At 73.0% G+C, this 23,857-nt stretch carries 18 protein-coding genes; 2 read left to right on the top strand and 16 right to left on the bottom strand.

What is annotated here, in order from left to right; genetic code table 11:
* Positions 1-275: 275 nt before the first annotated feature.
* From tmk to ACIRB4_RS22495, 8 genes are all read right to left on the bottom strand, one after another.
* Complete coding sequence (tmk, locus tag ACIRB4_RS22530; protein WP_403293752.1) at positions 276-3,527, bottom strand: dTMP kinase; 3,252 nt, start codon at positions 3,525-3,527, stop codon at positions 276-278.
* Positions 3,528-3,690: 163 nt separating this feature from the next.
* Positions 3,691-6,555 (bottom strand): type I DNA topoisomerase, encoded by a 2,865-nt coding sequence (gene topA, locus ACIRB4_RS22525; RefSeq protein ID WP_403293751.1) that lies wholly within the window; start codon positions 6,553-6,555, stop codon positions 3,691-3,693.
* Positions 6,556-6,802: 247 nt separating this feature from the next.
* Positions 6,803-7,000, bottom strand: a complete 198-nt coding sequence (locus ACIRB4_RS22520) for a hypothetical protein (RefSeq protein ID WP_403293749.1) — start codon at positions 6,998-7,000, stop codon at positions 6,803-6,805.
* A gap of 559 nt (positions 7,001-7,559) precedes the next feature.
* A complete protein-coding gene (locus ACIRB4_RS22515; RefSeq protein ID WP_403293747.1) occupies positions 7,560-9,098 on the bottom strand; it encodes a methyltransferase in 1,539 nt (512 codons plus the stop codon).
* A gap of 271 nt (positions 9,099-9,369) precedes the next feature.
* The gene (locus ACIRB4_RS22510) at positions 9,370-9,999 is read right to left on the bottom strand and encodes a small secreted protein (RefSeq protein WP_403293745.1); all 630 of its coding nucleotides are present in this window, start codon (positions 9,997-9,999) and stop codon (positions 9,370-9,372) included.
* Between the two features lie 187 nt (positions 10,000-10,186).
* Positions 10,187-12,583, bottom strand: coding sequence for a sodium-translocating pyrophosphatase (locus ACIRB4_RS22505; protein WP_403293744.1), 2,397 nt, complete (start codon positions 12,581-12,583; stop codon positions 10,187-10,189).
* 234 nt (positions 12,584-12,817) lie between these two features.
* Entirely contained in the window at positions 12,818-13,276 is a 459-nt protein-coding gene (locus ACIRB4_RS22500; protein ID WP_403293742.1) for an ATP-binding protein, read from the bottom strand.
* An 83-nt stretch (positions 13,277-13,359) separates the two neighbouring features.
* Positions 13,360-13,713 (bottom strand): STAS domain-containing protein, encoded by a 354-nt coding sequence (locus ACIRB4_RS22495; RefSeq protein ID WP_137988538.1) that lies wholly within the window; start codon positions 13,711-13,713, stop codon positions 13,360-13,362.
* Positions 13,714-13,793: 80 nt separating this feature from the next.
* Here ACIRB4_RS22495 and ACIRB4_RS22490 point away from each other — a divergent pair, with 80 nt between their 5' ends.
* The gene (locus ACIRB4_RS22490; protein ID WP_403293740.1) at positions 13,794-16,271 is read left to right on the top strand and encodes a DEAD/DEAH box helicase; all 2,478 of its coding nucleotides are present in this window, start codon (positions 13,794-13,796) and stop codon (positions 16,269-16,271) included.
* On the opposite strand, the gene ACIRB4_RS22485 is transcribed toward ACIRB4_RS22490, so the two are convergent.
* The 7 genes from ACIRB4_RS22485 to ssd all read right to left on the bottom strand — a co-directional run bounded on the left by ACIRB4_RS22485 (position 16,213) and on the right by ssd (position 21,171).
* Complete coding sequence (locus ACIRB4_RS22485; RefSeq protein WP_403293738.1) at positions 16,213-16,554, bottom strand: Rv3654c family TadE-like protein; 342 nt, start codon at positions 16,552-16,554, stop codon at positions 16,213-16,215. The genes ACIRB4_RS22490 and ACIRB4_RS22485 overlap by 59 nt on opposite strands.
* A gap of 14 nt (positions 16,555-16,568) precedes the next feature.
* Complete coding sequence (locus tag ACIRB4_RS22480) at positions 16,569-16,925, bottom strand: TadE family type IV pilus minor pilin (protein ID WP_403293736.1); 357 nt, start codon at positions 16,923-16,925, stop codon at positions 16,569-16,571.
* The gene (locus tag ACIRB4_RS22475; RefSeq protein WP_403293734.1) at positions 16,912-17,133 is read right to left on the bottom strand and encodes a DUF4244 domain-containing protein; all 222 of its coding nucleotides are present in this window, start codon (positions 17,131-17,133) and stop codon (positions 16,912-16,914) included. The genes ACIRB4_RS22480 and ACIRB4_RS22475 overlap by 14 nt, the downstream gene beginning before the upstream one ends.
* Before the next feature lie 69 nt (positions 17,134-17,202).
* A complete protein-coding gene (locus ACIRB4_RS22470; protein ID WP_403293732.1) occupies positions 17,203-17,913 on the bottom strand; it encodes a type II secretion system F family protein in 711 nt (236 codons plus the stop codon).
* 86 nt (positions 17,914-17,999) lie between these two features.
* A complete protein-coding gene (locus tag ACIRB4_RS22465; RefSeq protein ID WP_403293730.1) occupies positions 18,000-18,863 on the bottom strand; it encodes a type II secretion system F family protein in 864 nt (287 codons plus the stop codon).
* Between the two features lie 14 nt (positions 18,864-18,877).
* Complete coding sequence (locus tag ACIRB4_RS22460; protein WP_403293728.1) at positions 18,878-20,053, bottom strand: TadA family conjugal transfer-associated ATPase; 1,176 nt, start codon at positions 20,051-20,053, stop codon at positions 18,878-18,880.
* A complete protein-coding gene (gene ssd, locus ACIRB4_RS22455; RefSeq protein WP_403293727.1) occupies positions 20,050-21,171 on the bottom strand; it encodes a septum site-determining protein Ssd in 1,122 nt (373 codons plus the stop codon). Before ssd ends, ACIRB4_RS22460 begins: the two co-directional genes overlap by 4 nt.
* A 643-nt stretch (positions 21,172-21,814) precedes the next feature.
* On the opposite strand from ssd, the gene ACIRB4_RS22450 reads away from it, so the two are divergent.
* Positions 21,815-22,669: an HAD family hydrolase gene (locus ACIRB4_RS22450; RefSeq protein ID WP_403293725.1), complete on the top strand. Its 855-nt coding sequence runs from the start codon at positions 21,815-21,817 to the stop codon at positions 22,667-22,669.
* Positions 22,670-23,009: 340 nt separating this feature from the next.
* Here the strand turns inward: ACIRB4_RS22450 and ACIRB4_RS22445 are convergent, their stop codons facing one another.
* Positions 23,010-23,846 (bottom strand): oxidoreductase, encoded by an 837-nt coding sequence (locus ACIRB4_RS22445; RefSeq protein WP_403293724.1) that lies wholly within the window; start codon positions 23,844-23,846, stop codon positions 23,010-23,012.
* Between the last annotated feature and the right edge of the window lie 11 nt (positions 23,847-23,857).

Genomic DNA, 23,857 nt, shown 5'->3' with positions numbered 1-23,857 from the left:
GGTCCGCGCCGGGCCAGGCGGGTCCGGGAACGGCCAGCCGAGTTTGCGACCGGCCTGGCGGGTCCGCACCGGACAGGTGGGTCCGCACCGAACAGACCGAGCCGGCCTGGTGGGTCCGCGCCGGACAGGTGGGTCCGGGACCGGCCAGGCGCCTGCCGCGCGCGGGGCGCCGGGCGCCTGGGTACGCGCCCGGGGCGCATGCCGCAAGCCCGGCGTACGCCGCGCTGCCGCCTGCCGTACTCCCGCCCTACGCCGGCCTCTCCCCCGGCCCCGCGTCAGCGGCGGCGCCGCCGCCCGCCGTCCTCGTCCTCGTCGTGGGGGCCGAGCAGCTCGTCCGCCAGGGTCGGCAGATCGTCGAGCGGTGTCTCCTCCGCCCAGTCGGAGCGGCGGCGCGGCCGGCCCTGCTCGTCGAGCTGCGGCAGCTCGCGCGTCATGTCGTTCGCGCCCTCCGGCTCGGCGGCGGGCCGCTCGTCGCGGAAGAAGCCCGGCGGCACCCGGTCGGCCGGCGCGGCATCCCGTACGGCCGGCAGGACGGCGGTCTCGTCCACGTCCCGTACGGGCGGCAGGACGGCCGTCTCGTCCGCCTCGCGCACCTGCGGCAGAACCGTCGTCTCGTCCTCGGACGGGCGCGCGTCCTCCGGCTGCACGATCGGCGTGGGGACGGTGATCTCGTTCGGCGACACGCGCGGGAAGGTCTGCGTGACGTCGTCCGGCGCCACCTCGCCGGGCTTCACGATCGGCGTCGGGACGGTGACCTCGTTGGCCGACACCTCCGCGGCCCCGGCGGTCTTCGCCGCCCTGGCAGCCTCCGCCTCGGCAGCCTCCTTGGCCGCCTTCTCCGATGCGGCTTTCTCCGCCGCGGCCTTCTCCGCGGCCTGCCTCTCCGCCGCGGCCTTCCGCGCGGCCGCCTGCTCCGCCGCCGCCTTCTCCGCCGCCTCGGCAGCGGCCTTGCTCGCCGCCTCCTCCGCGGCCTTCGCCGCCGCGGCCTCGGCGACGCGCCGTGCCTCCTCGGCCCTGACCAGCGCCTCCTCGGCCTTGCGCTGCTTCTCGCGGCGGCGCTCCTCCGCCTCCGCGCGCAGCCGGGCCTCCTCCTCGGCCTGCTTACGGAGCCGTTCCTGCTCCGCGCGACGGGCCTTCTCCTCGGCCTCGCGCCGCTTGCGCTCCTCCTCGGCGGCCAGCCTGGCCTCCTCGGCCCGGCGGCGGGCCTCCTCGGCCTGCCGCTCGGCCTCGCGCTGCCGCGCCTCTTCCTCCTCGCGGCGCTTGCGCTCCTCCTCCTCGGCACGGAGCCGGGCGAGCTGCTCCTGGCGCTCGCGCTCCAGACGCTCCTCCTCCGCCTTCCTGCGCGCCTCCTCCTCGGCGCGGAGCCGGGCCTCCTCCTCGGCCTTCCTGCGCGCCTCCTCCTGGGCCCTCACCTCGGCCTCGGACAGCGGCAGCATCCGGTCGAGCCGGTGGCGTACGACGGTGGTGACGGCCTCCGGCTCCTGGCCGGCGTCGACGACCAGGTAGCGGCCCGGGTCCCCGGCGGCGAGCGCGAGGAAACCGGCCCTCACGCGCGCGTGGAACTCCGGCGGCTCCGACTCCAGCCGGTCCGGGGCCTCGGTGAACCGCTCCCGCGCGGTCTCCGGAGCGACGTCCAGGAGGACGGTCAGGTGCGGGACGAGGCCGCCGGTCGCCCAGCGGTTGATCCGGGCGATCTCGGTCGGCGAAAGGTCGCGACCTGCGCCCTGGTAGGCCACGGACGAGTCGATGTACCGGTCGGAGATCACCACCGCGCCCCGCTCCAGGGCCGGCTTGACCAGGGAGTCGACGTGCTCGGCGCGGTCGGCGGCGTACAGCAGCGCCTCCGCCCGGTTCGAGAGCCCCGCCGAGGAGACGTCGAGCAGGATCGAGCGCAGCCGCTTGCCGATCGGCGTCGCGCCGGGCTCACGGGTGACGACGACCTCGTGGCCCTTGGCGCGGATCCACTCGGCGAGCGCCTCGGCCTGGGTGGACTTGCCGGCTCCGTCGCCGCCCTCCAGTGCGATGAAGAAGCCGGTCGGCGCGGGCGCCTGGACGGGGTCGGCCCCGCGCAGCGCGTCGAGCAGATCACGGCGCAGCGGTACTCCGGCCCGGTCGTCGGTCTTGGCGAGGACGAGCGCGGCGACCGGCAGCAGCAGCGCGCCGACCAGCATGAGGGTGAACGCGGCGCCGCCGTGGGCGAAGACGAAGCTTCCGGAGGCGAGGCGGTGCGGCCCGATGGCGGCGGCGAGCAGCGGCGCCGCGAGGGCGCCGAGTGCCATGGCGACCCGGACGACGGCCTGGAGGTGCGCGGTGACCCGGGGTCGGCGGGCCTCCTCGGTCTCCTGGTCGAGGAGGGTGTGGCCGGTGTGGGCGGCGACCCCGCTCGCGTACCCGGCGAGGACGGCCAGGAACAGCACCGTTGCCGTGTCCGGCACCAGGCCCATCGCGAGCAGCGCGATGCCGGTGAGGGTGATCGCGAGGGCGAGGAGGCGCCGGCGGGAGAGCGCGGTGAGGACGGAGCCGCCCGTGCGGATCCCGACGGCGGTGGCGCCGCTCAGCGCGAGGATCAGCAGCGCGAAGGTGACGGGGCCGCCGCCGAGGTCGTGGGCGTGCAGGACGGCGACGGCCGCGGCGGCCGCGACGGCCCCCGCCACGGTGGCGCAGGCGAGGACGAGCAGCGGGGCCACCCCCGTGCGCCCCTTCTCCGCGGCGGGACGGCGCAGGCCCTCCAGGGGCGAGCGCGGCCGCGGCGTCTGTCCGCCGGGCAGCGCGATGAAGTACAGGACGGAGATCGAGGCGGCGAACAGTCCGGCGGCGACGTACGCGCCGAGCGCCGCCTGGTGCAGCGAGAACCAGTCGATTCCGGTGGCGATCAGGTTCCCGATGAGCGTGGCGACCAGCAGTACGGCGGCCGCGGCCGGGACCGCGAGGAATCCGGTACGCAGAGAGAGCCGGCGCAGCGCGTCCAGATGGTCCGGCAGGGGCCGGACGGCGGCGCCCTCCAGGGGCGGCGCGGGCAGCAGCGCGGGTGCGGCGCCCTCGCGGGCGACGGTCGACAGCCGTTCGGCGGCGCCCGCGACGAAGACGGTGCCGAGCAGGAACCACAGGGCGTTGTCCGCCGTCCAGTCGATCCACAGCGGCGCGACCACGAGCAGGGCGAGCCGCAGCCCGTCGGCCCCGATCATCGTCCAGCGCCGGTCGAGCGGGCCGCCGGGTCCGGTCAGCGCGGTGAGCGGGCCGAGGAGTACGGCGCCGAAGAGCACGGCGGCGAGCAGTCGCGCGCCGACGACGGCGGCGACGGCGAGCGCGGCGCCCCGGTACCCGCCGCCGAGCGCCCCCTCGGACGCGGCGACCTGATACCCCAACAGCACCAGGACGAGGAGGCCGAGGGCGTCCCCGGTCCCCCCGGCGAACTGCGCGCTCCACAGGCGTCGCAGTGGTTGATGGCGCAGAAGCGCGCGTACGGCACGCTCGCGGGAGTCCGCGACAAGGGCGACGTCGGAGTTCGGCTGCTCTGCTCGCGTCATCCGTCCACCCTATCCGGACCCCTTCACTCCCCGTGGCCTCCACCCGAACAAACGTCGGGTGGCCGGGAAACGCCGAAGGGGCGGGGTTTCCCACCCCGCCCCTTCACGCACCTCCTGCACGGATCGCGCCGTACTACTCCGGCACGGCACCGCTCCCGCCGTACTACTCCGGCTTCGCCGCCGCCGTCTTCGCGGCGGTGGTCTTCTTCGCCGTGGCGGTCTTCGCCGTCGCCGTCTTCTTCGTGGCCGTCTTCGTGGCCGTCTTCTTCGCCGCCGTCTTCTTGGCGGGCGCGGCCTTCTTCGCCGTGGCGGTCTTCTTCGCGGCTGTCTTCTTCGCGGGCGCCTTCTTGGCCGCCTTCTTCGCCGGAGCCTTGGCCCGCTTCTCCGCGAGCAGCTCGAACCCGCGCTCCGGCGTGATCGTCTCCACGCTGTCGCCGGTCCGCAGGGTCGCGTTCGTCTCGCCGTCGGTGACGTACGGACCGAAACGCCCGTCCTTCACGACGACCGGCTTCTCGCTGACCGGGTCGACACCCAGCTCCTTCAGCGGCGGCTTGGCCGCGGCCCGGCCACGCTGCTTGGGCTGCGCGTAGATCGCGAGCGCCTCCTCCAGCGTGATCGTGAAGAGCTGCTCCTCGTCCGTCAGCGACCGGGAGTCCGTGCCCTTCTTCAGGTACGGGCCGTAGCGGCCGTTCTGCGCCGTGATCTCGACGCCTTCCGCGTCCGTGCCCACCACACGCGGCAGGGACATCAGCTTCAGCGCGTCCTCCAGCGTGACCGTGTCCAGGGACATCGACTTGAAGAGCGAGGCCGTCCGCGGCTTCACCGCGTTCTTGCCGGTCTTCGGCGTGCCCTCGGGCAGGATCTCGGTGACGTACGGGCCGTAGCGGCCGTCCTTGGCGACGATCTGGTTCCCGCTGACCGGGTCGGTGCCGAGCTCGAAGTCACCGCTCGGCTTGGCGAGCAGCTCCTCCGCGTACGCGACCGTCAGCTCGTCCGGGGCGAGGTCGTCCGGGACGTCGGCGCGCTGGTGCTCGTCGGAGTCCTTCTCACCGCGCTCGACGTACGGGCCGTACCGGCCGACGCGAAGCATGATGCCGTCGCCGACCGGGAAGGAGGAGATCTCCCGGGCGTCGATCGCGCCGAGGTCGGTCACCAGCTCCTTCAGACCACCGAGGTGGTCACCGTCGCCGTTGCCCGCGTCGGCGGCTCCGCCGGAGGCACCACCGGGCCCGGCCTCACCGAAGTAGAAGCGCTTCAGCCACGGCACGGCCTGGGCCTCGCCCCGCGCGATGCGGTCGAGGTCGTCCTCCATCCTGGCGGTGAAGTCGTAGTCGACGAGCCGGCCGAAGTGCTTCTCCAGCAGGTTGACCACGGCGAAGGAGAGGAACGACGGCACGAGCGCCGTGCCCTTCTTGAACACATAGCCGCGGTCGAGGATCGTGCCGAGGATCGACGCGTACGTCGACGGGCGGCCGATCTCGCGCTCTTCCAGCTCCTTGACCAGCGAGGCCTCGGTGTAGCGGGCCGGCGGCTTGGTCGCATGGCCGTCGACGGTGATCTCCTCGGCCGACAGCGCGTCGCCCTCGGCGACCTGCGGCAGCCGGCGCTCACGGTCGTCGAGCTCCGCGTTGGGGTCGTCGGCCCCCTCCACGTACGCCTTCATGAAGCCGTGGAAGGTGATCGTCTTGCCGGAGGCGCTGAACTCCGCGTCCCGGCCGTCGGAGGCCCGGCCGCCGATCTTCACGGTGACCGAGTTTCCGGTCGCGTCCTTCATCTGGGAGGCGACGGTCCGCTTCCAGATCAGCTCGTAGAGCCGGAACTGGTCGCCGGTCAGACCGGTCTCCGCCGGGGTGCGGAAACGATCACCCGAAGGGCGAATCGCCTCGTGCGCCTCCTGCGCGTTCTTGACCTTGCCCGCGTAGACCCGCGGCTTCTCCGGCAGGTAGTCGGCGCCGTACAGCTGCGTGACCTGCGCCCGGGCCGCCGAGACGGCGGTGTCCGACAGGATCGTCGAGTCCGTACGCATGTAGGTGATGAAGCCGTTCTCGTAAAGCTTCTGCGCGACCTGCATCGTCGCCTTCGCACCGAAGCCCAGCTTGCGGCTCGCCTCCTGCTGGAGGGTGGTGGTCCGGAACGGGGCGTACGGGGAGCGGCGGTACGGCTTGGACTCGACCGAGCGGACGGCGAACGAGGTGTCGGCGAGCGCGGCGGCGAGCGCCCGTGCGTTCTCCTCGTCGAGGTGGAGCACCTGCTCGGACTTCAGCTGTCCGTCGGCGCCGAAGTCACGGCCCTGGGCGACCCTCCGGCCGTCGACCGTCGCGAGGCGCGCGACCAGCGACGACGGGTCGGACGGGTCACCGGCGCGGCCCGTGGAGAAGGTGCCGGTCAGGTCCCAGTACTCGGCGGAGCGGAACGCGATGCGCTCGCGCTCCCGCTCGACGACGAGACGGGTGGCGACGGACTGCACGCGGCCGGCCGACAGCCGGGGCATGACCTTCTTCCACAGGACCGGCGAGACCTCGTAGCCGTAGAGCCGGTCCAGGATGCGGCGGGTCTCCTGGGCGTCGACCATGCGCTTGTTCAGCTCGCGCGGGTTCTCGACGGCGGCCCGGATCGCGTCCTTGGTGATCTCGTGGAAGACCATCCGGTGGACCGGGACCTTGGGCTTCAACACCTCCAGGAGGTGCCACGCGATGGCTTCGCCCTCGCGGTCCTCATCGGTGGCGAGGAAGAGTTCGTCGGCCTCGGCCAGCTGCTCCTTGAGCTTCCTGACCTGCGCCTTCTTGTCGGCGTTGACGACGTAGATCGGCTGGAAGTCGTGTTCGACGTCGACGCCGAGCCGGCGCACCTCGCCGGTGTACTTCTCCGGCACCTCGGCGGCGCCGCTGGGGAGGTCGCGGATGTGCCCGACGCTCGCCTCGACGACGTATCCGGGGCCGAGGTAGCCCTTGATCGTCTTCGCCTTGGCAGGCGACTCGACGATGACGAGTCGGCGGCCGCCCTGTGCGGTCTCGCTGGTCGGGGACAACTTCGCTCTTCTCTCCGGTCGACGCTCGGTGGCACGTACGCACGTGGTCACGTACGGCACTGGCCCTGGCACTCATGGCAGCGGCACGTGCGGTGACGCTGCCGTCGCTGCGGAGTGTGACGGTACAACCCGCCCCCGTGTCAAACGGTGAAAGCCCGCAACGGCCACTCGAACGGTAACCCGACTTCTGGCATTCCTGCCGCCCGGACTCCGGGTCGGGCGGGGCGGAGGGGTGCGGATGATCTCGTCAGAGACGTCCGAAGCACCAGAGGCCGAGAAGGAGGGAGGCGGCGCCGAAGAGCGTCGTGAGGGCGGCCGCGGGCACCGGCGCGACGCCGAGGGCCACGGGCTCGCGGTGCATCACGCGCACTCCCGTCCACAGCAGCAGCGCGGCCCCGAACAGCGCGAACGCCGTTCCCGCGAAGATCGCAGGCACGCTCTCCATGGTCCGCACCCCGTTCGTCCGTCATGCCCCGGTCATCACTGGGGCCGAGGTTGGCACCTTCCGGCGTCGGGGGCGCGAATTCCGGGTGAACGGCCCGGGCGCGCCGGTCGGTTTCACGAAGATGGCCGGTACTCACCGACGGACGGACCGACGACCTGTCCGGCGAAGGACCGGGTGCGACGGGCCTGCGGGCGCGGTCGGGGACCCGCGAGGCGGAAGCCGCCTGGACGGCGTCGCGGGCCCGGGGTGAACCGGTCGGCGGGGACGCCGTCGTCCCCGCCGTGGACGACGGGGACGAAGACCTGAGCAGCGGCCCTACCAGCGGCGTTCCGAGGAACAGGGGCGGTGTCCCCCGGCGGGGACGGGTACGGCGGGAGGGGGCTTCGCCGACCACGACGGGGTGGGCGGCGGGCCGGAAACGGAACATCGTCCGGGCTCGGGCGCGAGCCTGTTCCAGCCCGGTCGAGGGCTCGTTCCCCGCTCGTCAGGTCCCTGTCCGTCGGGTTCATGCCCGTCAGGTCCCTGCCCGTCAGGTCAGTCTCGCCCACCGCCCCCCGCGTCAGGCGCCGCTCGCGTCGCCGGCCGGCAGCAGGAAGCCCTCCTCCACCAGGAGCCGGATCGCCTGCGGGGTGCGGTCCCGCAGCAGCACCGGGTCCTCGCCCATCAACTGGCCGATCGCGTCGAGGATGCGGCCCGCGCTGAGCGACCCGTCACACACGCCCGCGAAACCGGCCCCGATGTGATCCACCTTGGTGGCGCGACGCATCCCGCGGTTCTGCCGCAGCACCACGTGTTCCGGGTCCTCGGCGCCCGGCAGCCCGACCTGCTCCTGCACCACCTCGGGCGCGAGGGTGAAGTGCTCGGCCAGCAGGGCGGCGTCGTCGTGGGCCCGCAGATAGTCCTGTCGCTCGAAGTGGGCCCGCACGGTGTCCCCGAGCGGCTGTTCGACCGGGTGGGGCCACTCCTCGATCACGATCGACGGCTCGACCGCGCCGGAGGCGACGGCGGCGTTCTTGCGGAGGGTGATCCAGCCGAAGCCGACGGCCTTGGTCCCGCGGGCCTCGAACTCGTCCAGCCACGCCTCGTACCGCTCGGTGTAGCGCCGCGGGTCGTCACGGTGGTCACCGCTGTCGCGCAGCCACAGCTCGGTGTACTGGGTGATGTCCTGGACCTCGCGCTGCACGATCCAGGCGTCGCAGCCGCGCGGCACCCAGGAGCGCAGCCGGTCCTGCCACTCCTCGCCCTCCACGTGCTGCCAGTTGGCGAGGAACTGGGCGAATCCGCCGTCGTTGAGCCGCTCCCCGGCCTCCTGCACGAGCGTGCGGCAAAGGTCGTCCCCGCCCATCCCGCCGTCGCGGTAGGTCAGCCGGGCGCCGGGGGAGATGACGAACGGCGGGTTGGAGACGATCAGGTCGTACGTGTCGCCGTCGACGGGCTCGAAGAGCGAGCCCTGGAGCAGCTCGGCCTCGCGGGCGCCGGAGAGCGCGAGCGTGAGCCGAGTGAAGTCCAGGGCACGCGGGTTGAGATCGGTCGCGGTCACCAGGGTGGCGTGCTGGGCGGCGTGCAGGGCCTGGATCCCGGAGCCGGTGCCGAGGTCGAGCGCGGAGGACACGGGCGTACGGACGGTGATGCCGGCGAGGGTCGTGGAGGCCCCGCCGACGCCGAGGACGACGCCTTCGTCCTTGCTGCCGATACCGCCGGCTCCGCCGACCGCGCAGCCCAGGTCGGAGACGATGAACCAGTCCTGCCCCTCGGGCCCGCCGTACGGCCGTACGTCCACGGTGGCCCGGACCTCGCCCTCCGACTCCCGTACCCAGCCGTCGGCCAGGGCCTCCTCCAGCGGCAGCGCGGCGGCGGCCCGCTCCATGGGGACGGCCCCTTGGAGCAGGAACAGCCGGACGAGGACCTCCAGCGGGGAGTCGCCCCGGGTGGCGCGCAGCGCGGGCACGGTCTCGCTGCGGGCGAGCGCGGCGTAGGCGGGGGCGCCGAGGAGTTCGAGCAGACCGTCGGCGGTGAAGTCGGCGGCGAGCAGCGCCTCGCGCAGTCGGGCGGCGTGCGCGGGCACGGGAAGGCTGGTGGTCAAGCTGGTCGTACTCACCCGCCCATTGTGACGGCCCCCACCGACATTCCCCGCCCGACCCGACCACGGCGGACGCAGCGGCGCGGCCGGTCGCGGCCAGCGGCCCAGGCCGGGGGCCTGAGTCCGTCACCGCAAGGCCCGCGCCGCACGCGCGCGTCGGCGAGGGACATCGGCGCGGGGCCACGGCCGGGGCATCGGCGCACAGACCGCGCGGCACGCGCGCGTCGGCGAGGGGCTTTGGCGCGGAACCCGAAAACCTCGCCGCACGCGCGCGTCGGCGTGCCGCGTGCTACTCCGCGCTCCTGCTGGCGGCCGGCGTCGGCTTCGCCGTCCCCGCGTCCTTCGAGGGCGTCGAGCCCGGCTTGGCGGCCGGGCTGGAGGGCTTCGCCTTCTGGCAGCCGGGCTGCTTCGCCATCGCCGTGCCGAGTTCGCCGCCCTGGAGCTTCGCCAGCGCGTCCTGGTCCATCTTCTCGATCTTCTTCAGGCCGTCGGCGACGCCCTGCAGCCCGTCCGCGAACTTCTGCTGATTGCCCGGGTCGAGCGCGTCGACCTGCTTCTTCAGCCCCTCGTACGCCACCGCGGTCGCGTTGAGCTCCTTGATCGCGTCCTGCTGGATCTTCTCGCCGTTCTCGACGGGCGGCGCTCCGGCACCTTCGATGGCCTTGGCGAGCGCCCGGTCGGCGTCGGCGATGTCCTTGAACGCCTTCGAGTCGGCGGCCTGGATGTCCGCGGGCTTTCCGTCCGCGGCCGTCGAGATGATCAGCTGCTGGGCGTCGGCCCGCTTCTGGATCTGGGGCTTCGCCTGGTCACAGACAGTCTTGGCCCAGTCGTTTACCTTGTCGCCCTCGTCGGCGCACCCGGACAGCGCGAGCACCAGTACCGCGCCGCCGGACAGTGCGGCTGCAAGCTTCTTGTTCACCGGATCGGTCCCTTCCAAGGCTCTCGGCCCCGGAACATACACGCCAAGCGGGAGAGATCCACCTTTCGTACGACTGTTTCATCACTTATTGCAGCCTTTTGCACCAAGGGAGACACGCCTCACGCCACCCACGCGAAAAGCGGACGGCGCGTCAGACCGCGCCGCCCGCCTCGCCTTTGACCAGCCGTTACGGCGCCACCGGCGCGTCCGGCGCCGGGGCCCTGGGGGCACCGGAGTTGTCTTCGTCACCCACGGCCACGGAGCGCCGTTTGGAGACGTAGACGGCGCCGATGATGACGACCACCGCGAGGGTCGCGATCAACGCCCGCAGTCCGGCGCTGGCGTCGTCGCCGAAGCTGAACTGCACCACCGCCGGCGCGATCAGCAGCGCGACCAGGTTCATCACCTTCAGGAGCGGGTTGATCGCCGGGCCCGCGGTGTCCTTGAACGGGTCGCCGACGGTGTCACCGATGACGGTCGCGGCATGGGCGTCGCTGCCCTTGCCGCCGTGGTGGCCGTCCTCGACGAGCTTCTTGGCGTTGTCCCAGGCTCCACCGGAGTTGGCGAGGAACACGGCCATCAGCGCGCCCGTGCCGATGGCTCCGGCGAGATACGCGCCGAGGGCGCCGACGCCGAGCGAGAAGCCGACCGCGATCGGTGCCATCACGGCGAGCAGCCCGGGCGTGGCGAGTTCGCGCAGCGCGTCCTTGGTGCAGATGTCGACGACGCGCCCGTACTCGGGCTTCTCCGTGTAGTCCATGATCCCGGGGTGTTCACGGAACTGGCGCCGCACCTCGTAGACGACGGCTCCGGCGGACCGCGACACGGCGTTGATCGCGAGTCCCGAGAAGAGGAAGACGACCGCGGCGCCGAGGATCAGTCCGAAGAGGTTGTTGGGCTGTGAGATGTCCATGGTGAGGTTCATCTCGGTGGCCCTGGCGCCGACGTCCGCGACCGCCGTGGCGATCGCGTCGCGGTAGGAGCCGAAGAGGGCCGCGGCCGCCAGGACGGCGGTGGCGATGGCGATGCCCTTGGTGATCGCCTTGGTGGTGTTGCCGACGGCGTCGAGGTCGGTGAGGACCTGCGCGCCCGCGCCCTGCACGTCGCCGGACATCTCGGCGATGCCCTGGGCGTTGTCGGAGACGGGGCCGAAGGTGTCCATGGCGACGATCACGCCGACGGTGGTGAGAAGGCCGGTGCCCGCCAGGGCGACGGCGAACAGCGCCAGCATGATGGAGGTGCCGCCGAGCAGGAACGCGCCGTAGACGCCGAGGCCGATCAGCAGGGCGGTGTAGACGGCGGACTCCAGGCCGATGGAGATACCGGCGAGGACGACGGTGGCGGGGCCGGTGAGGGAGGACTTTCCGATGTCCCTGACGGGACGCCGGTCGGTCTCCGTGAAGTAGCCGGTGAGCTGCTGGATCAGTGCGGCCAGGACGATGCCGATCGCGACGGCGACCAGGGCGAAGATCCGCGGGTCGCCGGCGTGGGCCTGGATGCCGGGCTCGGTGACGCCCTTGAGGTCGGCGAAGGACGACGGCAGGTAGGCGTAGACGGCGATGGCGACGAGCGCGAGCGAGATCACCGCGGAGATGAAGAAGCCGCGGTTGATGGCGGTCATCCCGCTGCGGTCGGCGCGCCGCGGGGCGACCGCGAAGATGCCGATCATCGCGGTGACCACGCCGATCGCCGGCACGATCAGGGGGAAGGCGAGCCCGAGGTCGCCGAAGGCCGCCTTGCCGAGGATGAGTGCGGCGACGAGCGTCACGGCGTACGACTCGAAGAGGTCGGCGGCCATGCCGGCGCAGTCGCCGACGTTGTCGCCCACGTTGTCCGCGATGGTGGCGGCGTTGCGCGGGTCGTCCTCCGGGATGCCCTGCTCGACCTTGCCGACGAGGTCGGCGCCGACATCGGCGGCCTTGGTGAAGATGCCGCCGCCGACCCGCATGAACATGGCGATGAGCGCCGCGCCGAGGCCGAAGCCCTCCAGGACCTTGGGGGCGTCGGCGGCGTAGACGAGGACGACACAGGAAGCACCGAGCAGGCCGAGGCCGACGGTGAACATGCCGACCACTCCGCCCGTGCGGAAAGCGATCTTCATTGCCTTGTGCGAGACGGCCGTCAGATCCTTTTCCGGTTCACCGAGGGCGGGGGTCGCCTCCCGCGCGGCGGCGGCCACTCGCACATTCGCTCGTACGGCGAGTCGCATTCCGATGTATCCGGTGGCCGCCGAGAAAAGCGCGCCCACCAGGAAGAAGAGGGAACGCCCCGCGCGCTGCGACCAGTTGTCGGCCGGAAGCAGCATCAGCAGGAAGAACACGACGACGGCGAAGATCGCCAGAGTGCGCAACTGCCGGGCGAGATAGGCGTTCGCGCCCTCCTGCACGGCGGCCGCGATCTTCTTCATCGCGTCGGTTCCCTCGCCCGCGGCGAGCACCTGACGGACCAGCAGCTGGGCGACGAGCAGGGCCGCGAGTGCGACGGCGGCGATGACGATCACGATCGTCCGGTTTCCGTCGGTGAGTACCGCGGCGGCGAGAGAAGTGGGGTGTCCGGCCAGTTCTGGGTTGAAGAGCCCCGCCATTCGTCCTCCTTGACGTTGCGAGCTCAAGATGTGGACGGATTGTAGGGAGCGGAACCTGATCAAAACAGGGCGCCGCAAATGGAATTCCCCATTGTCTCACTCTTCCCCACCGGACGCAGTAATGGGGCAAAAGCATTGACACATGATCCATGATCTAGAGAAATGATAAGAGGCCCTGCTCGGCAGGGCCTCTTATCGCTTTCCGTCACGTCGGATCTTCGTGTCGGGTCCGCGTCAGGGCAGGGCGGCCGCCGGGGACGTCGGCCAGGTCATGCGGAGGACTCCGCCTTCCTCGCCGGCGCTCACCTCGACGTCGTCGACGAGCCCGCGGATCACCGCGAGACCCATCTCGTCCTCACCGTCCGCGTCGTCGAACTCCTCGGCCGGCGCCGCGGACCGCGCCCCGGGCACACCGACGGCATCGGCCGCCGCCACCCCTGCGCCCGGCACCTCGTCGCCGACCTCGATGGAGAACGTCTTCTCCTCCTCGGTCAGCACGACCCGGACCGGGGTGGTCACACCATGGCTGCGGTGCAGCCCGACCGCGCGGGAACACGCCTCACCCACGGCGAGTCTGACCTCGTCGAGCACCGCCTCGTCGACCCCGGCCCGGCGCGCCACAGCAGCCGCCACCAGGCGGGCCGTGCGGACGTGCTCGGGCTGGGCGCTGAAGCGGAGTTCGACGGTGGCCATGCGGTCCCCCTCAGAGAAGGATGGGCGGGCAACTCGGAGGACCGGGCCTGGCAGGCCCGGCTCTCCTCGACCTTCTTCCGACCTCAGTCGGTGGCGTTGACGGCCTCGTCGACCGTGGTGTGGATGGGGAACACCTTGGTCAGACCGGTGATCCGGAAAATCTTGAGAATGCGCTCCTGGTTGCAGACCAGACGCAGCGAACCCTCATGCGCGCGCACGCGCTTCAGTCCACCCACGAGCACGCCGAGACCGGTCGAGTCGAGGAAGTCCACGCCCTCCATGTCGACGACCAGGTGGTAACTGCCGTCGTTCACCAACTCGACCAACTGCTCGCGCAGCTTGGGCGCGGTATACACATCAATCTCGCCACCGACCTCGACGACCGTACGGTCGCCGCTCGGGCCGGACACATTGCGAGTCGACAGGGACAGGTCCACGGATCCTCCAGCACCTTGCTATCGGGCGGTCGCCCCTCGGGTCTCCCGGGCGGAGTCGGGGGACGGCATCGCCAGCCGCGATGGCATTCAATCACTTACCTGCAGCCATGCACGACGCCTTGGGAGCATTGTCCGTCATGCCAGTGACACACTCGGTGCCGATGGCCAAGAATCACCGCCCCAGTGGACCCGCCGGAAGCACGGGCAGCCGCCCGTCCCCCAGCGTGGTCCTCGACCGGCTCGCACAGGGCGAGAGCCGGGCCGCGCGCATCACTCATACGGAGCACTTGCCCGCCCGGGCGGGTCGGCATGCCGTCTGGCCGCATCGCATCCGTACGGAAGTGATCAGCGCGATCCGGTCGGCCGGGATCGAGCACCCCTGGGCCCACCAGGCGGAGGCCGCCGAGCGCGCCCTGGACGGCGAATCCGTGGTGATCGCCACCGGCACGGCCTCGGGCAAGTCGCTGGCCTATCTCGCCCCGGTCCTCTCCACGCTCCTGGACGGCTCCGAGGCGGCCAACGGCAGAGGCACCACGGCTCTGTACCTCGCCCCCACCAAGGCGCTCGCCGCCGACCAGCGGCGGGCCGTACGGGAGCTGGCCGCCCCGCTCGGCAACCGGATCCGGCCCGCCGTCTACGACGGCGACACGCCCGTCGAGGAACGCGAGTGGGTCCGTCAGTACGCCAACTACGTGCTGACCAATCCCGACATGCTGCACCGCGGCATACTGCCCTCCCACCCCAGGTGGGCCTCCTTCCTGCGCTCCCTGCGCTATGTCGTGATCGACGAGTGCCACACCTACCGGGGCGTCTTCGGCTCCCACGTCGCCCAGGTGCTGCGCCGACTGCGCCGCGTCTGCGCCCGGTACGGCGCGGACCCCGTCTTCCTCCTCGCCTCCGCCACCTCCGCCGAGCCCGCCGTCGCCGCGGGCCGGCTGACCGGTCTGCCGGTCTCGGAAGTGTCCGACGACGCCTCCCCGCGCGGCGAGCTGGTCTTCGCCCTCTGGGAGCCGCCGCTGACCGAGCTCCACGGCGAGCAGGGCGCCCCGGTACGCCGCACGGCCACCGCCGAGACGGCCGACCTGCTGACCGATCTGGCCGTGCAGGGCGTGCGCTCGGTCGCCTTCGTCCGCTCCCGGCGCGGCGCCGAGCTGATCTCGGTCATCGCCCAGGAACGGCTCGCACAGGTCGACCGCTCACTCGCCCGCCGGGTGGCCGCCTACCGCGGCGGCTACCTGCCCGAGGAACGCCGCGCCCTGGAGCGCGCCCTGCACTCCGGCGAACTCCTCGGCCTGGCCGCCACGACCGCCCTGGAGCTGGGCGTCGACGTCTCCGGTCTGGACGCCGTCGTGATCGCCGGCTACCCCGGCACCCGTGCCTCCCTCTGGCAGCAGGCCGGCCGGGCCGGCCGCTCCGGCGAAGGGGCCCTGGCGATCCTGGTCGCCCGCGACGACCCGCTGGACACCTTCCTGGTCCACCACCCCGAGGCGCTCTTCCGGCAACCGGTCGAGTCGACCGTCCTGGATCCCGACAACCCCTACGTGCTCGCCCCCCATCTCTGCGCCGCCGCCGCGGAGCTCCCGCTCACCGAAGCCGACCTGGCCCTCTTCGGACCGGCCGTCCCAGAACTGCTGCCGCAACTGGAGGCCGCCGGACTCCTGCGCCGGCGCTCCAGCGGCTGGTTCTGGACCCGCCGCGAGCGGGCCGCCGATCTGACCGACATCCGCGGCGGGGGCGGCAGCCCCGTCCAGATCGTCGAGGCCGCCACCGGCCGCCTCCTCGGCACGGTCGACGAGGCCGCCTCCCACACCGCCGTCCACGACGGCGCTGTCCACCTCCACCAGGGCCGCACCTATCTGGTGAAGCAGCTGGACCTGAAGGACTCGGTCGCCCTGGTCGAGGAGGCGAGCCCGCCGTACTCCACCACCGCCCGGGACACCACCACCATCTCCGTCCTGGAGACCGACACCGAGATTCCCTGGGGTGCCGGCCGCCTCTGCTACGGCTCCGTCGAGGTCACCAACCAGGTCGTCTCCTTCCTGCGCCGCCGTCTGATCAGCGGCGAGGTGCTCGGGGAGACCAAGCTCGACCTGCCACCCCGCACCCTGCGCACCCGGGCCGTGTGGTGGACGGTCACCGAGGACCAGCTGGACGCTGCCCGGATCAACCCGGAGATCCTCGGAGGCGCCCTGCACGCCGCCGAGCACGCCTCCATCGGCATGCTGCCGCTCTTCGCCACCTGCGACCGCTGGGACATCGGCGGCGTCTCCGTCCCGCTCCACCCCGACACCCTGCTGCCCACCGTCTTCGTCTACGACGGCCACCCGGGCGGCGCCGGCTTCGCCGAGCGGGCCTTCCACACGGCCCGCGCGTGGCTGACGGCCACCCGCGAGGCCATCGCCTCCTGCGAGTGCGAGGCGGGCTGCCCGTCCTGCATCCAGTCCCCGAAGTGCGGCAACGGCAACGATCCGCTCCACAAGCGCGGCGCCGTCCGGCTTCTCACGGAACTGCTGCGGGAAGCCCCGGCAGCGCCCCAGGAGGCCCCGCCCGCGCCCTGACCGCCGGTGTGTACGGGCCCAGGCGCACCGCCGCCGTCACATCGGCGATGTCCCCCCGCACCGAGCACCGCGCAATGGCGGCGCCCTGCGCCTCCGCCACCCTCACGGCCGCCGCGCAGGCGGCCTCCTCGCCCCACAGGGCGCGGTCGGCCGCGGCCAGGGCCGCCAGGTCCGCTGCGCCCCCCGCTCTGTGCCGGGCTGCCACGGCCTGCCCCAGGGCCAGCACGGCCCCGAACACCACACAGAGCACGCAGGCCGCGAACGCGGTCCACACGGTCGCCATCCCCCGATCGCTCCTCATGGCCCGACCATCCCCATGCCGTCCTCGGCGAGCGCGGCCGCCCCGGCGCGCAGTGTGAGGCCCATCCCGCCCGGCCCCGGAGCCTGCGCCCGCACGGTCACCCGCCACATCTCGCCCGTACGCTCCACCGAGACCGTGGCGTCCTCGGGCGCGGCCGCCCTGGCGGCCGCCTCGGCCGCCGCCACCGGCTCGGACCGGGCAGCCGCCCTCGCCCCAGCCCGCGCGGCGTCCACACACTGGATCTGTGCGGCGGCCGCCGCGAGCGCCCAGACCAGGGCCATGGTGAACACCACCAGGGCGGGCAGGGCCAACGCCGCCTCCACCGTCACGGAGCCCCGGTCAGAACGGCGCATCGAGAGCCTTCCCGATCACCGACTCCAGAGCCGCCGACACCGTCCCACTGGTGACGATCTTGTACAGCACGGCGGCGAAGGCCGCGGCCGCGATCGTGCCCATCGCGTACTCGGACGTGGTCATGCCCTTGTCGGAGCGGGCCGTCGTCCGAGCCCGCCACCACGTTCGCAGGGACGCCATGACCGCCCCGCTCTTCCTGTTCCTCATGCCAGCCCCCATAGGTTTCGTGTTTGCGTTCGTGTTCGTGTTCGTGTTCGTCACGGTCGTCTCCGGCTTTCAGCGCCCCAGCAGGCCGGTCGCGAGACCGATCACGACCGGGGCGACCCCCACCGCCAGGAAGGCGGGCAGGAAGCACAGGCCCACGGGCGCGGTGATCAGCACCTGTGCTCGTTGCGCTCGGGCGGCCGCCCGACGGGCTCGCTCCGCCCGCAGTCCCGCCGCGTGCCTCGCGATCGCCTCCGCGGCGGGCGCCCCGGAGGAACCGGCCCGCTCCAGACAGCGGGCCAGACCCTCGGCGCCCGGTATCGCACCGAACCGCCGCCACACGTCGGCCGGTTCACCGCCCAGGCGTAGCTCGGCAGCCGTCCGTATCAGCCGCTCGCCCACCGGCCCGCCCAGCGACCGTCCGACCGCCTCCGCCGCCTCTCCCGGCCCGGCGCCGGCGGAGGCACAGGCCGCCAGCAGATCGGCGGCGAGCGGCAACTGGCGCGCCGCCTCCCCGTCGTCGCCCGTCGTCGCCGCCCGTCGCACGGACCGCCTGCGTACGGCGTAGGCCGCCCCGACGCCCGCCAGAAGGCCGACGACCCCGCCGAACAACGCCCAGCCCGCGACGGCGGCCGCCAAAGGTGCGGCCCATGTCCGCGACCAGGCCGGGAACTCCGCCCTCCGCGACCGCCCAGCCGTGGACCCGTGCTCCAGAAGGGCCGAGATCCGCTTCCGCGTCCGTCGCTCGCGCCGGTCGGCCATCGCCCGAGCGGCCCAGGCCACCCACGCGATCGCAGCGACCACCACGCCCACCGACCCCGGTCCACGGAAGAGCTCCCCCAGGGCCCCGGTGTCCCCCGCCGACCCCGTCACACCCGCTCCCCTCGTACGATCCGCGCGGCCCAGCCGAGGCCGGCCGCCTCCAGAGCCACACCCGCGACCAGACAGCCCAGACCCATCGGTGTGTGCAGCAGCACGTGCAGCGGACGCGCGCCGAGCGCCGTGCCGAGCGCCAGACCCACCACCGGGAGCACCGCCAGGACGGCCACGGTCGCCCAGGCGCCGGCCAGTTGGGCCTTCATCCGCTCCCGCTGGTCGCGGTGCTCCCGCAGCGCGGCCTCCAGCCGGTCGAGCCCCGCGGCCAGGCCCGCCCCACCGTCCACCGCCACCTGCCAGCAGGCCGCCATCCCCGCCAGACCGTCGGCCCCGTCCTGCCGGGCGGCCCGCCGCAGCGCCTCCGGCACGTCCCCGCCGAACCGGGCGGCCGCGAGCACCGCGGCCTCCTCACGCGGCCCCAGGGCACCGGCGGCCCCCGCCTCGGCGAGGGCGGAGAGCAGCGCCTGCGCGGGCTGCCGCCCGGCTCTCAGCTCGGCGGCGACCGCACCGCACAGAGCCACGACGCCGCCGGCCCGCTGCTCCCGCCGCCCCCGCAGCGCCGCCGTCCGCAGCCTCCGCCCCACCAGCGGCACCGCGACGGCCCCCACCGCCAGCGGCAGCGGCGACTCCCCGAGGAGTGCGACCACCACCGCCACCGGCAGGCACAGCCACTCGCGCCGGCCCCGCACCACGCCCCACCAGCGCGCGACGACCGTCCGCCACGGCGGCTCACGGTCCGGCTCGCCCGGCGCCGCCACGCCCGCGAGCACCACCCGTGCCCTGCGCAGGCCCCGCTCGTACTCGGCCAGCCGCCACGCCGCCGCCCCGGCGCACAGGACGGCCGCGCCCTGCGCCACGACCCATGGCTCCCTCACCACGCTTCACCCCCGATCAGCGACCGCAGCCGCTCCCAGCCCCGCTCCCGCTCGAACCCGCCCGCTCCCCACCGCAGCGCGGGTACCGTCACCACCAGCCCGTCCCGGTCCCGTTCGAGGACATGAACCTCGGCGATCCGCCGCCCGCCTGCCCGGTCCCGTACGAGATGGAGCACCACCGAGAGCCCGGCCCCCAACTGGCTGTGCAGCGCCGCCCGGTCGAGCCCCGCCGCCGTGCCGAGCGCTTCGAGCCGTGCCGGGACGTCCGCCGCCGTGTTGGCGTGGACGGTCCCGCAGCCGCCTTCGTGACCCGTATTGAGAGCCGCCAGCAGATCGACCGCCTCCCCGCCGCGTACCTCGCCGACCACCAGCCGGTCGGGGCGCATCCGCAACGCCTGCCGGACCAGATCCCGCAGGGTCACCAGGCCGGCGCCCTCCTGGTTGGCCGGCCGGGCCTCCAGCCGCACCACATGCGGATGGTCGGGCCGCAGCTCGGCCGAGTCCTCGGCGAGCACGATGCGCTCCCCGTCGCCGACCAGGCCGAGCAGGGTGGAGAGGAGCGTGGTCTTGCCCGAGCCGGTGCCGCCGCTGATCACGTACGAGACCCTGGCGTCGATCAGCGCCCGCAGCACGCGCTCCCCGCCCGGCGGGACGGTGCCCGCCGCCGTCAACTCCCCCACGGAGAAGGCCCTCGGCCGCACCACCCGGAGTGACAGACAGGTGGAGCCGACGGCGACCGGCGGCAGCACGGCGTGCATCCGCGTGCCGTCCGGCAGCCGGGCGTCCACCCACGGCCGGGCGTCGTCCAGGCGCCGTCCCGCCACCGCCGCGAGCCGCTGCGCCAGCCGTCGTACCGCCGCCGCGTCCGAGAACGCGACACCGGTGAGTTCGAGGCCGCCACCCCGGTCGACCCAGACCCGGTCGGGGGCCGACACCAGTACATCGGTGACCGCCGGGTCGGCGAGCAGCGGTTCCAGCGGCCCCGTGCCGACCAGCTCGCAGCGCAACGCCTCGGCCGCGCCCAGGACTTCGGTGTCGCCGAGGAGCCGCCCCTGCGCCCGCAGCGCCGCCGCCACCCTCGCCGGTGTGGGTTCGGCCCCGCTCTCCGCGAGCCGCTGCCGCACGGCCTCCAGCATGCCGGCGCCACCCGTGTCCCGCGCCGCGCCGCTCATGACGCGCTCTCCGCGGCCAGCGCCCGCTCCCAGAACTCGCCGCAGAACCGGCCCAGCGGTCCCCGCGCCTCGGCGCCCGGCGGCGAGCCCGCGTCCAGGGCCGCCGGGAGGCCCGCGTCGTGCGGGAGCTCGCCGGCGAGCGGCAGCCGCAGCGCGTCCGCGACCCAGCGCTCGTCGAGCCCCGCCGCGTACGGCCCGCGCACGACCACGCGCAGATCCCGCAGCACCATCCCCGCCAGTGAAGCGACCCGGTGGGCCGCCGCGACGGCCCGCAGCTCTCCCGGTACGACGAGAAGGCCGAGGTCGAGCTGGGCGAGGGCCTCCGTCACCGCCTCGTCGACCCTGCGGGGAAGATCGACCACGACCACGCCGCCCCGTCTGCGCGCCGCGGCGAGTACCGAGCGCATCGCCTCCGGCGGCACGAGGACGGAGTCGCCGCGGTCCCAGCTGAGCACGCGCAGCCCCCGCACCGACGGCAGGGATTCCTCCAGGGCGCCGCCGGCCACCCGCCCTTGCGAGGCGGCGAAGTCGGGCCAGCGTCGGCCCTCCGTCCGCTCGCCGCCGAGCAGGACGTCGAGTCCCCCGCCGAGCGGGTCTCCGTCCACCAGCAGGGTGCGCCGGCCGATCCTGGCGGCCGCCAGGGCGAGGGCGCAGGCCAGCGTCGACGCGCCCGCCCCGCCGCGGCCGCCGATGACGCCGACGGTCAGGGCCTGCCGCCCGACGCCCTCGACTCCGTCGGCGATCCGGTCGACCAGCCAGCTCTCCGCGTCGGGCAGCCGCAGCACGCACTCCGCGCCGATCTCGACGGCCCGCCGCCACACCTCGGGGTCGTCCTGGTCGTGGCCGACGAGGATCACCCCCGGGCGGCGCACGGCCCCTCGGCAGCGGACCGCCGCATCGTCGCCGACCAGGACGAGCGGGGCCTCGGCCCAGCCGGCCCGCCGCTCGGGCACCGTGTGGTGCACCTCGGGCTCGGCCCCCGCCGCGGCGCACAGTCTGAGCAGGTCGTCGAGGAGCGCGAGGTCCTCGGTCACGATCAGCGGCCCCGCCCGGCGTCCCTCGTCCACGCTCCCGCCGCCGGCCGTACGGGAGGAGGCCGAGGGGTTGGAGGAGGCCACAGCGGCCGTGAAAGCCGTGGAGGCCGGGAGCGCCGAGGAGCCTCCGGCGTCCGGGGCTCGCGAAGACCCCGCGGACCGCCAATGCCTCGAAGACCGCCAAGACCTGGAAGACCGCGCGGACCCGAAAGTCCCGTTCGTCATGGATCCCGCCACAGCACACGCCCCCTGTCGGTGTGATCCCGTCCGCGCCGGTGGCGGGGACGGGATCGCTGATTCCCGCTGTCCGCGAACTTCGCGGCAGGAATCACCGTGGGGCCGAACGGGAAATCGTGGGGATCTTCCTCTAAAACTGTGGATAACTCAGGCGCTGTGAATAACTTCGTCCCCCATACCGGTGCTTCCCGGAGAGCATCCCGACAGTTACAGTGAGTGACGAATCGAGGGGGTGCGACTTCACGGCCGCACGGCCGACACGAGCGACCGCGAGGGAGAGGGAATGAGTGCCCGAGGGACGAAAACGCGTCCGGACATGCGACGACCCCCGCCGGGGGGGAGAGCGGGGGTCGTCTCTCCGGCCGACTCGGGGGGGGAGGAGCCGGACCGGGTTAGCACGGTCGCGAACGATCCGTGACTTCCATGGTGTACCCGAGAGGCCTCTCAGGCAAACCCACACGCCCGAGCGTACGCCGAATGGCGGGCACATATGCTCAGGCTCGTGGAAAACCACTCCTTGCCGCGCACAGCCGCCTTCTTTGACCTGGACAAGACGGTCATTGCGAAGTCCTCGACGTTGACCTTCAGCAAGTCCTTCTACCAAGGCGGACTGATCAACCGCCGTGCCGTCCTGCGGACGGCCTACATCCAGTTCGTCTACCTCGTGGGCGGCGCCGACCACGACCAGATGGAGCGGATGCGCGAATATCTTTCCGCGCTCTGCAAAGGCTGGAACGTCTCACAGGTCAAGGAGCTCGTCGCCGAGACCCTGCACGACCTGATCGACCCCCTCATCTACGACGAGGCGGCCTCCCTCATCGAGGAGCACCACGCCGCGGGCCGTGACGTCGTGATCGTCTCGACCTCCGGAGCCGAGGTCGTCGAGCCGATCGGCGAGATGCTGGGCGCGGACCGGGTCGTCGCGACCCGCATGGTCGTCGGCGACGACGGCTGCTTCACCGGCGAGGTGGAGTACTACGCCTACGGCCCCACCAAGGCGGAGGCGATCCGGGAGCTCGCGGAGTCCGAGGGGTACGACCTCTCGCGCTGCTACGCCTACAGCGATTCGGCGACCGACGTGCCGATGCTCGACGTGGTCGGCCACCCCTACGCCGTCAATCCCGACCGGACGCTGCGCCGCGAGGCCATCGCCCGGGACTGGCCGATCCTGGTCTTCGAGAAGCCGGTCCGTCTCAAGCAGCGGCTGCCCGGGTTCAGGATGCCGCCGCGTCCCGCACTCGTCGCCGCCGCGGCGGTGGGCGCGGCCGCAGCGACCGCCGGTCTCGTCTGGTACGCCAACCGGCGGCGGCACGCCGCTCTTGCCGATCGCTTTGCCCGCATTTGAGCTGAAAGAAAAGAAGTGGAGCCAGCACTTTCGCTTCGACTCCGACAGGAGTAGAAAGGAATCAGGCCCGCGAGACCTAGGACATCCGAGAGGATCACCTGTTGAGCAAGAAGGCCCCACGGACCGAGCACTGAAGCCGAGCACCCACGCGACGTCGACCCGTCGATTACGGGCCAGCCGCACCAGGCGAAGGGCGAAGATCCCCGCCTGATGGGCACATATCGAGGACGCTTGGTAACTCGGCAGACGTGCCAGCGGCGGCACCAGTGCTGGTGCCGCCGCAACCCTTTCCGGAGAGCTTCCGCTCCCGCAGAGCATCCGTTTCCGGAGAGCCTCCGCCTCAGGCGGCGCCCCGCTGGAGCGCCTCGCACACCGCCGTCGACTCCCGGACCCCAAGCTCGACCGCCCGCCCGCAGTGGGCGATCCACGCGGCCATCCCCTCCGGCGTCCCGGACAGATACCCCTCGAACGCCGCGACATAGGCGGCGCGGCCCTGCTCCGCGTGTCCCACCTCGGCCGGGCAGATCGACTTGGGGTCCAGACCGCTGCCGATCAGGACGATCCGCTCGGCGGCCCGCGCGATCAGCCCGTTGTACGAGGTGAAGGGGCGCAGTGCCAGCAGCTCGCCGTGCACCACGGCCGCCGTCACCAGCGCCGGGGCCGTACCGCCCGCGATGATCAGCTCCGAGAGGCCGTCGAGCCGGCCCGCGACCTCCGCCGGGTCCGGCAGCGGCGCCTCGATCAGCGGCTCGTCGACGGTCTCACCGGCCTGCCGCGGCCTGCCGACGGAATCGGCCTCGCTCCCCGGGCGACCGGGCTCCCCCGCCGCGACCAGGTGGAGCCGGGCGAGCACGCGCAGCGGGGACTGGCGCCAGATGGAGAGCAGCTGGCCCGCCTCGGCGCTCAGCCGCAAGGCCGCGCCCACCGTGCGCGCCTCGGCGTCCCCGCTGAAGTCGGTGCGCCGGCGGACCTCCTCGAGGGCCCAGTCGGCTCCGGACAGCGCGGCCGAGCCGCGCGCCCCGCGCAGGGCCGCCTCGGAGGTGATCTCGTTGCTGCGGCGGCGCATCACTCGGTGGCCGTAGACGCGGTCCACGGCCTTGCGTACGGAGTCCACCGAGTCGGCGACGCCCGGCAGGGAGCCGAGGGCGGCCAGGGGGTCAGAGGCGTGCGTACTCATAGGTAGCGAGG

The sequence above is a fragment of the Streptomyces sp. NPDC093600 genome, assembly GCF_044764755.1.
Classification (GTDB): domain Bacteria; phylum Actinomycetota; class Actinomycetes; order Streptomycetales; family Streptomycetaceae; genus Streptomyces.
Note: the sequence above shows the minus strand (reverse complement) of the source record. Positions and strands in the feature narration are given on the sequence as shown.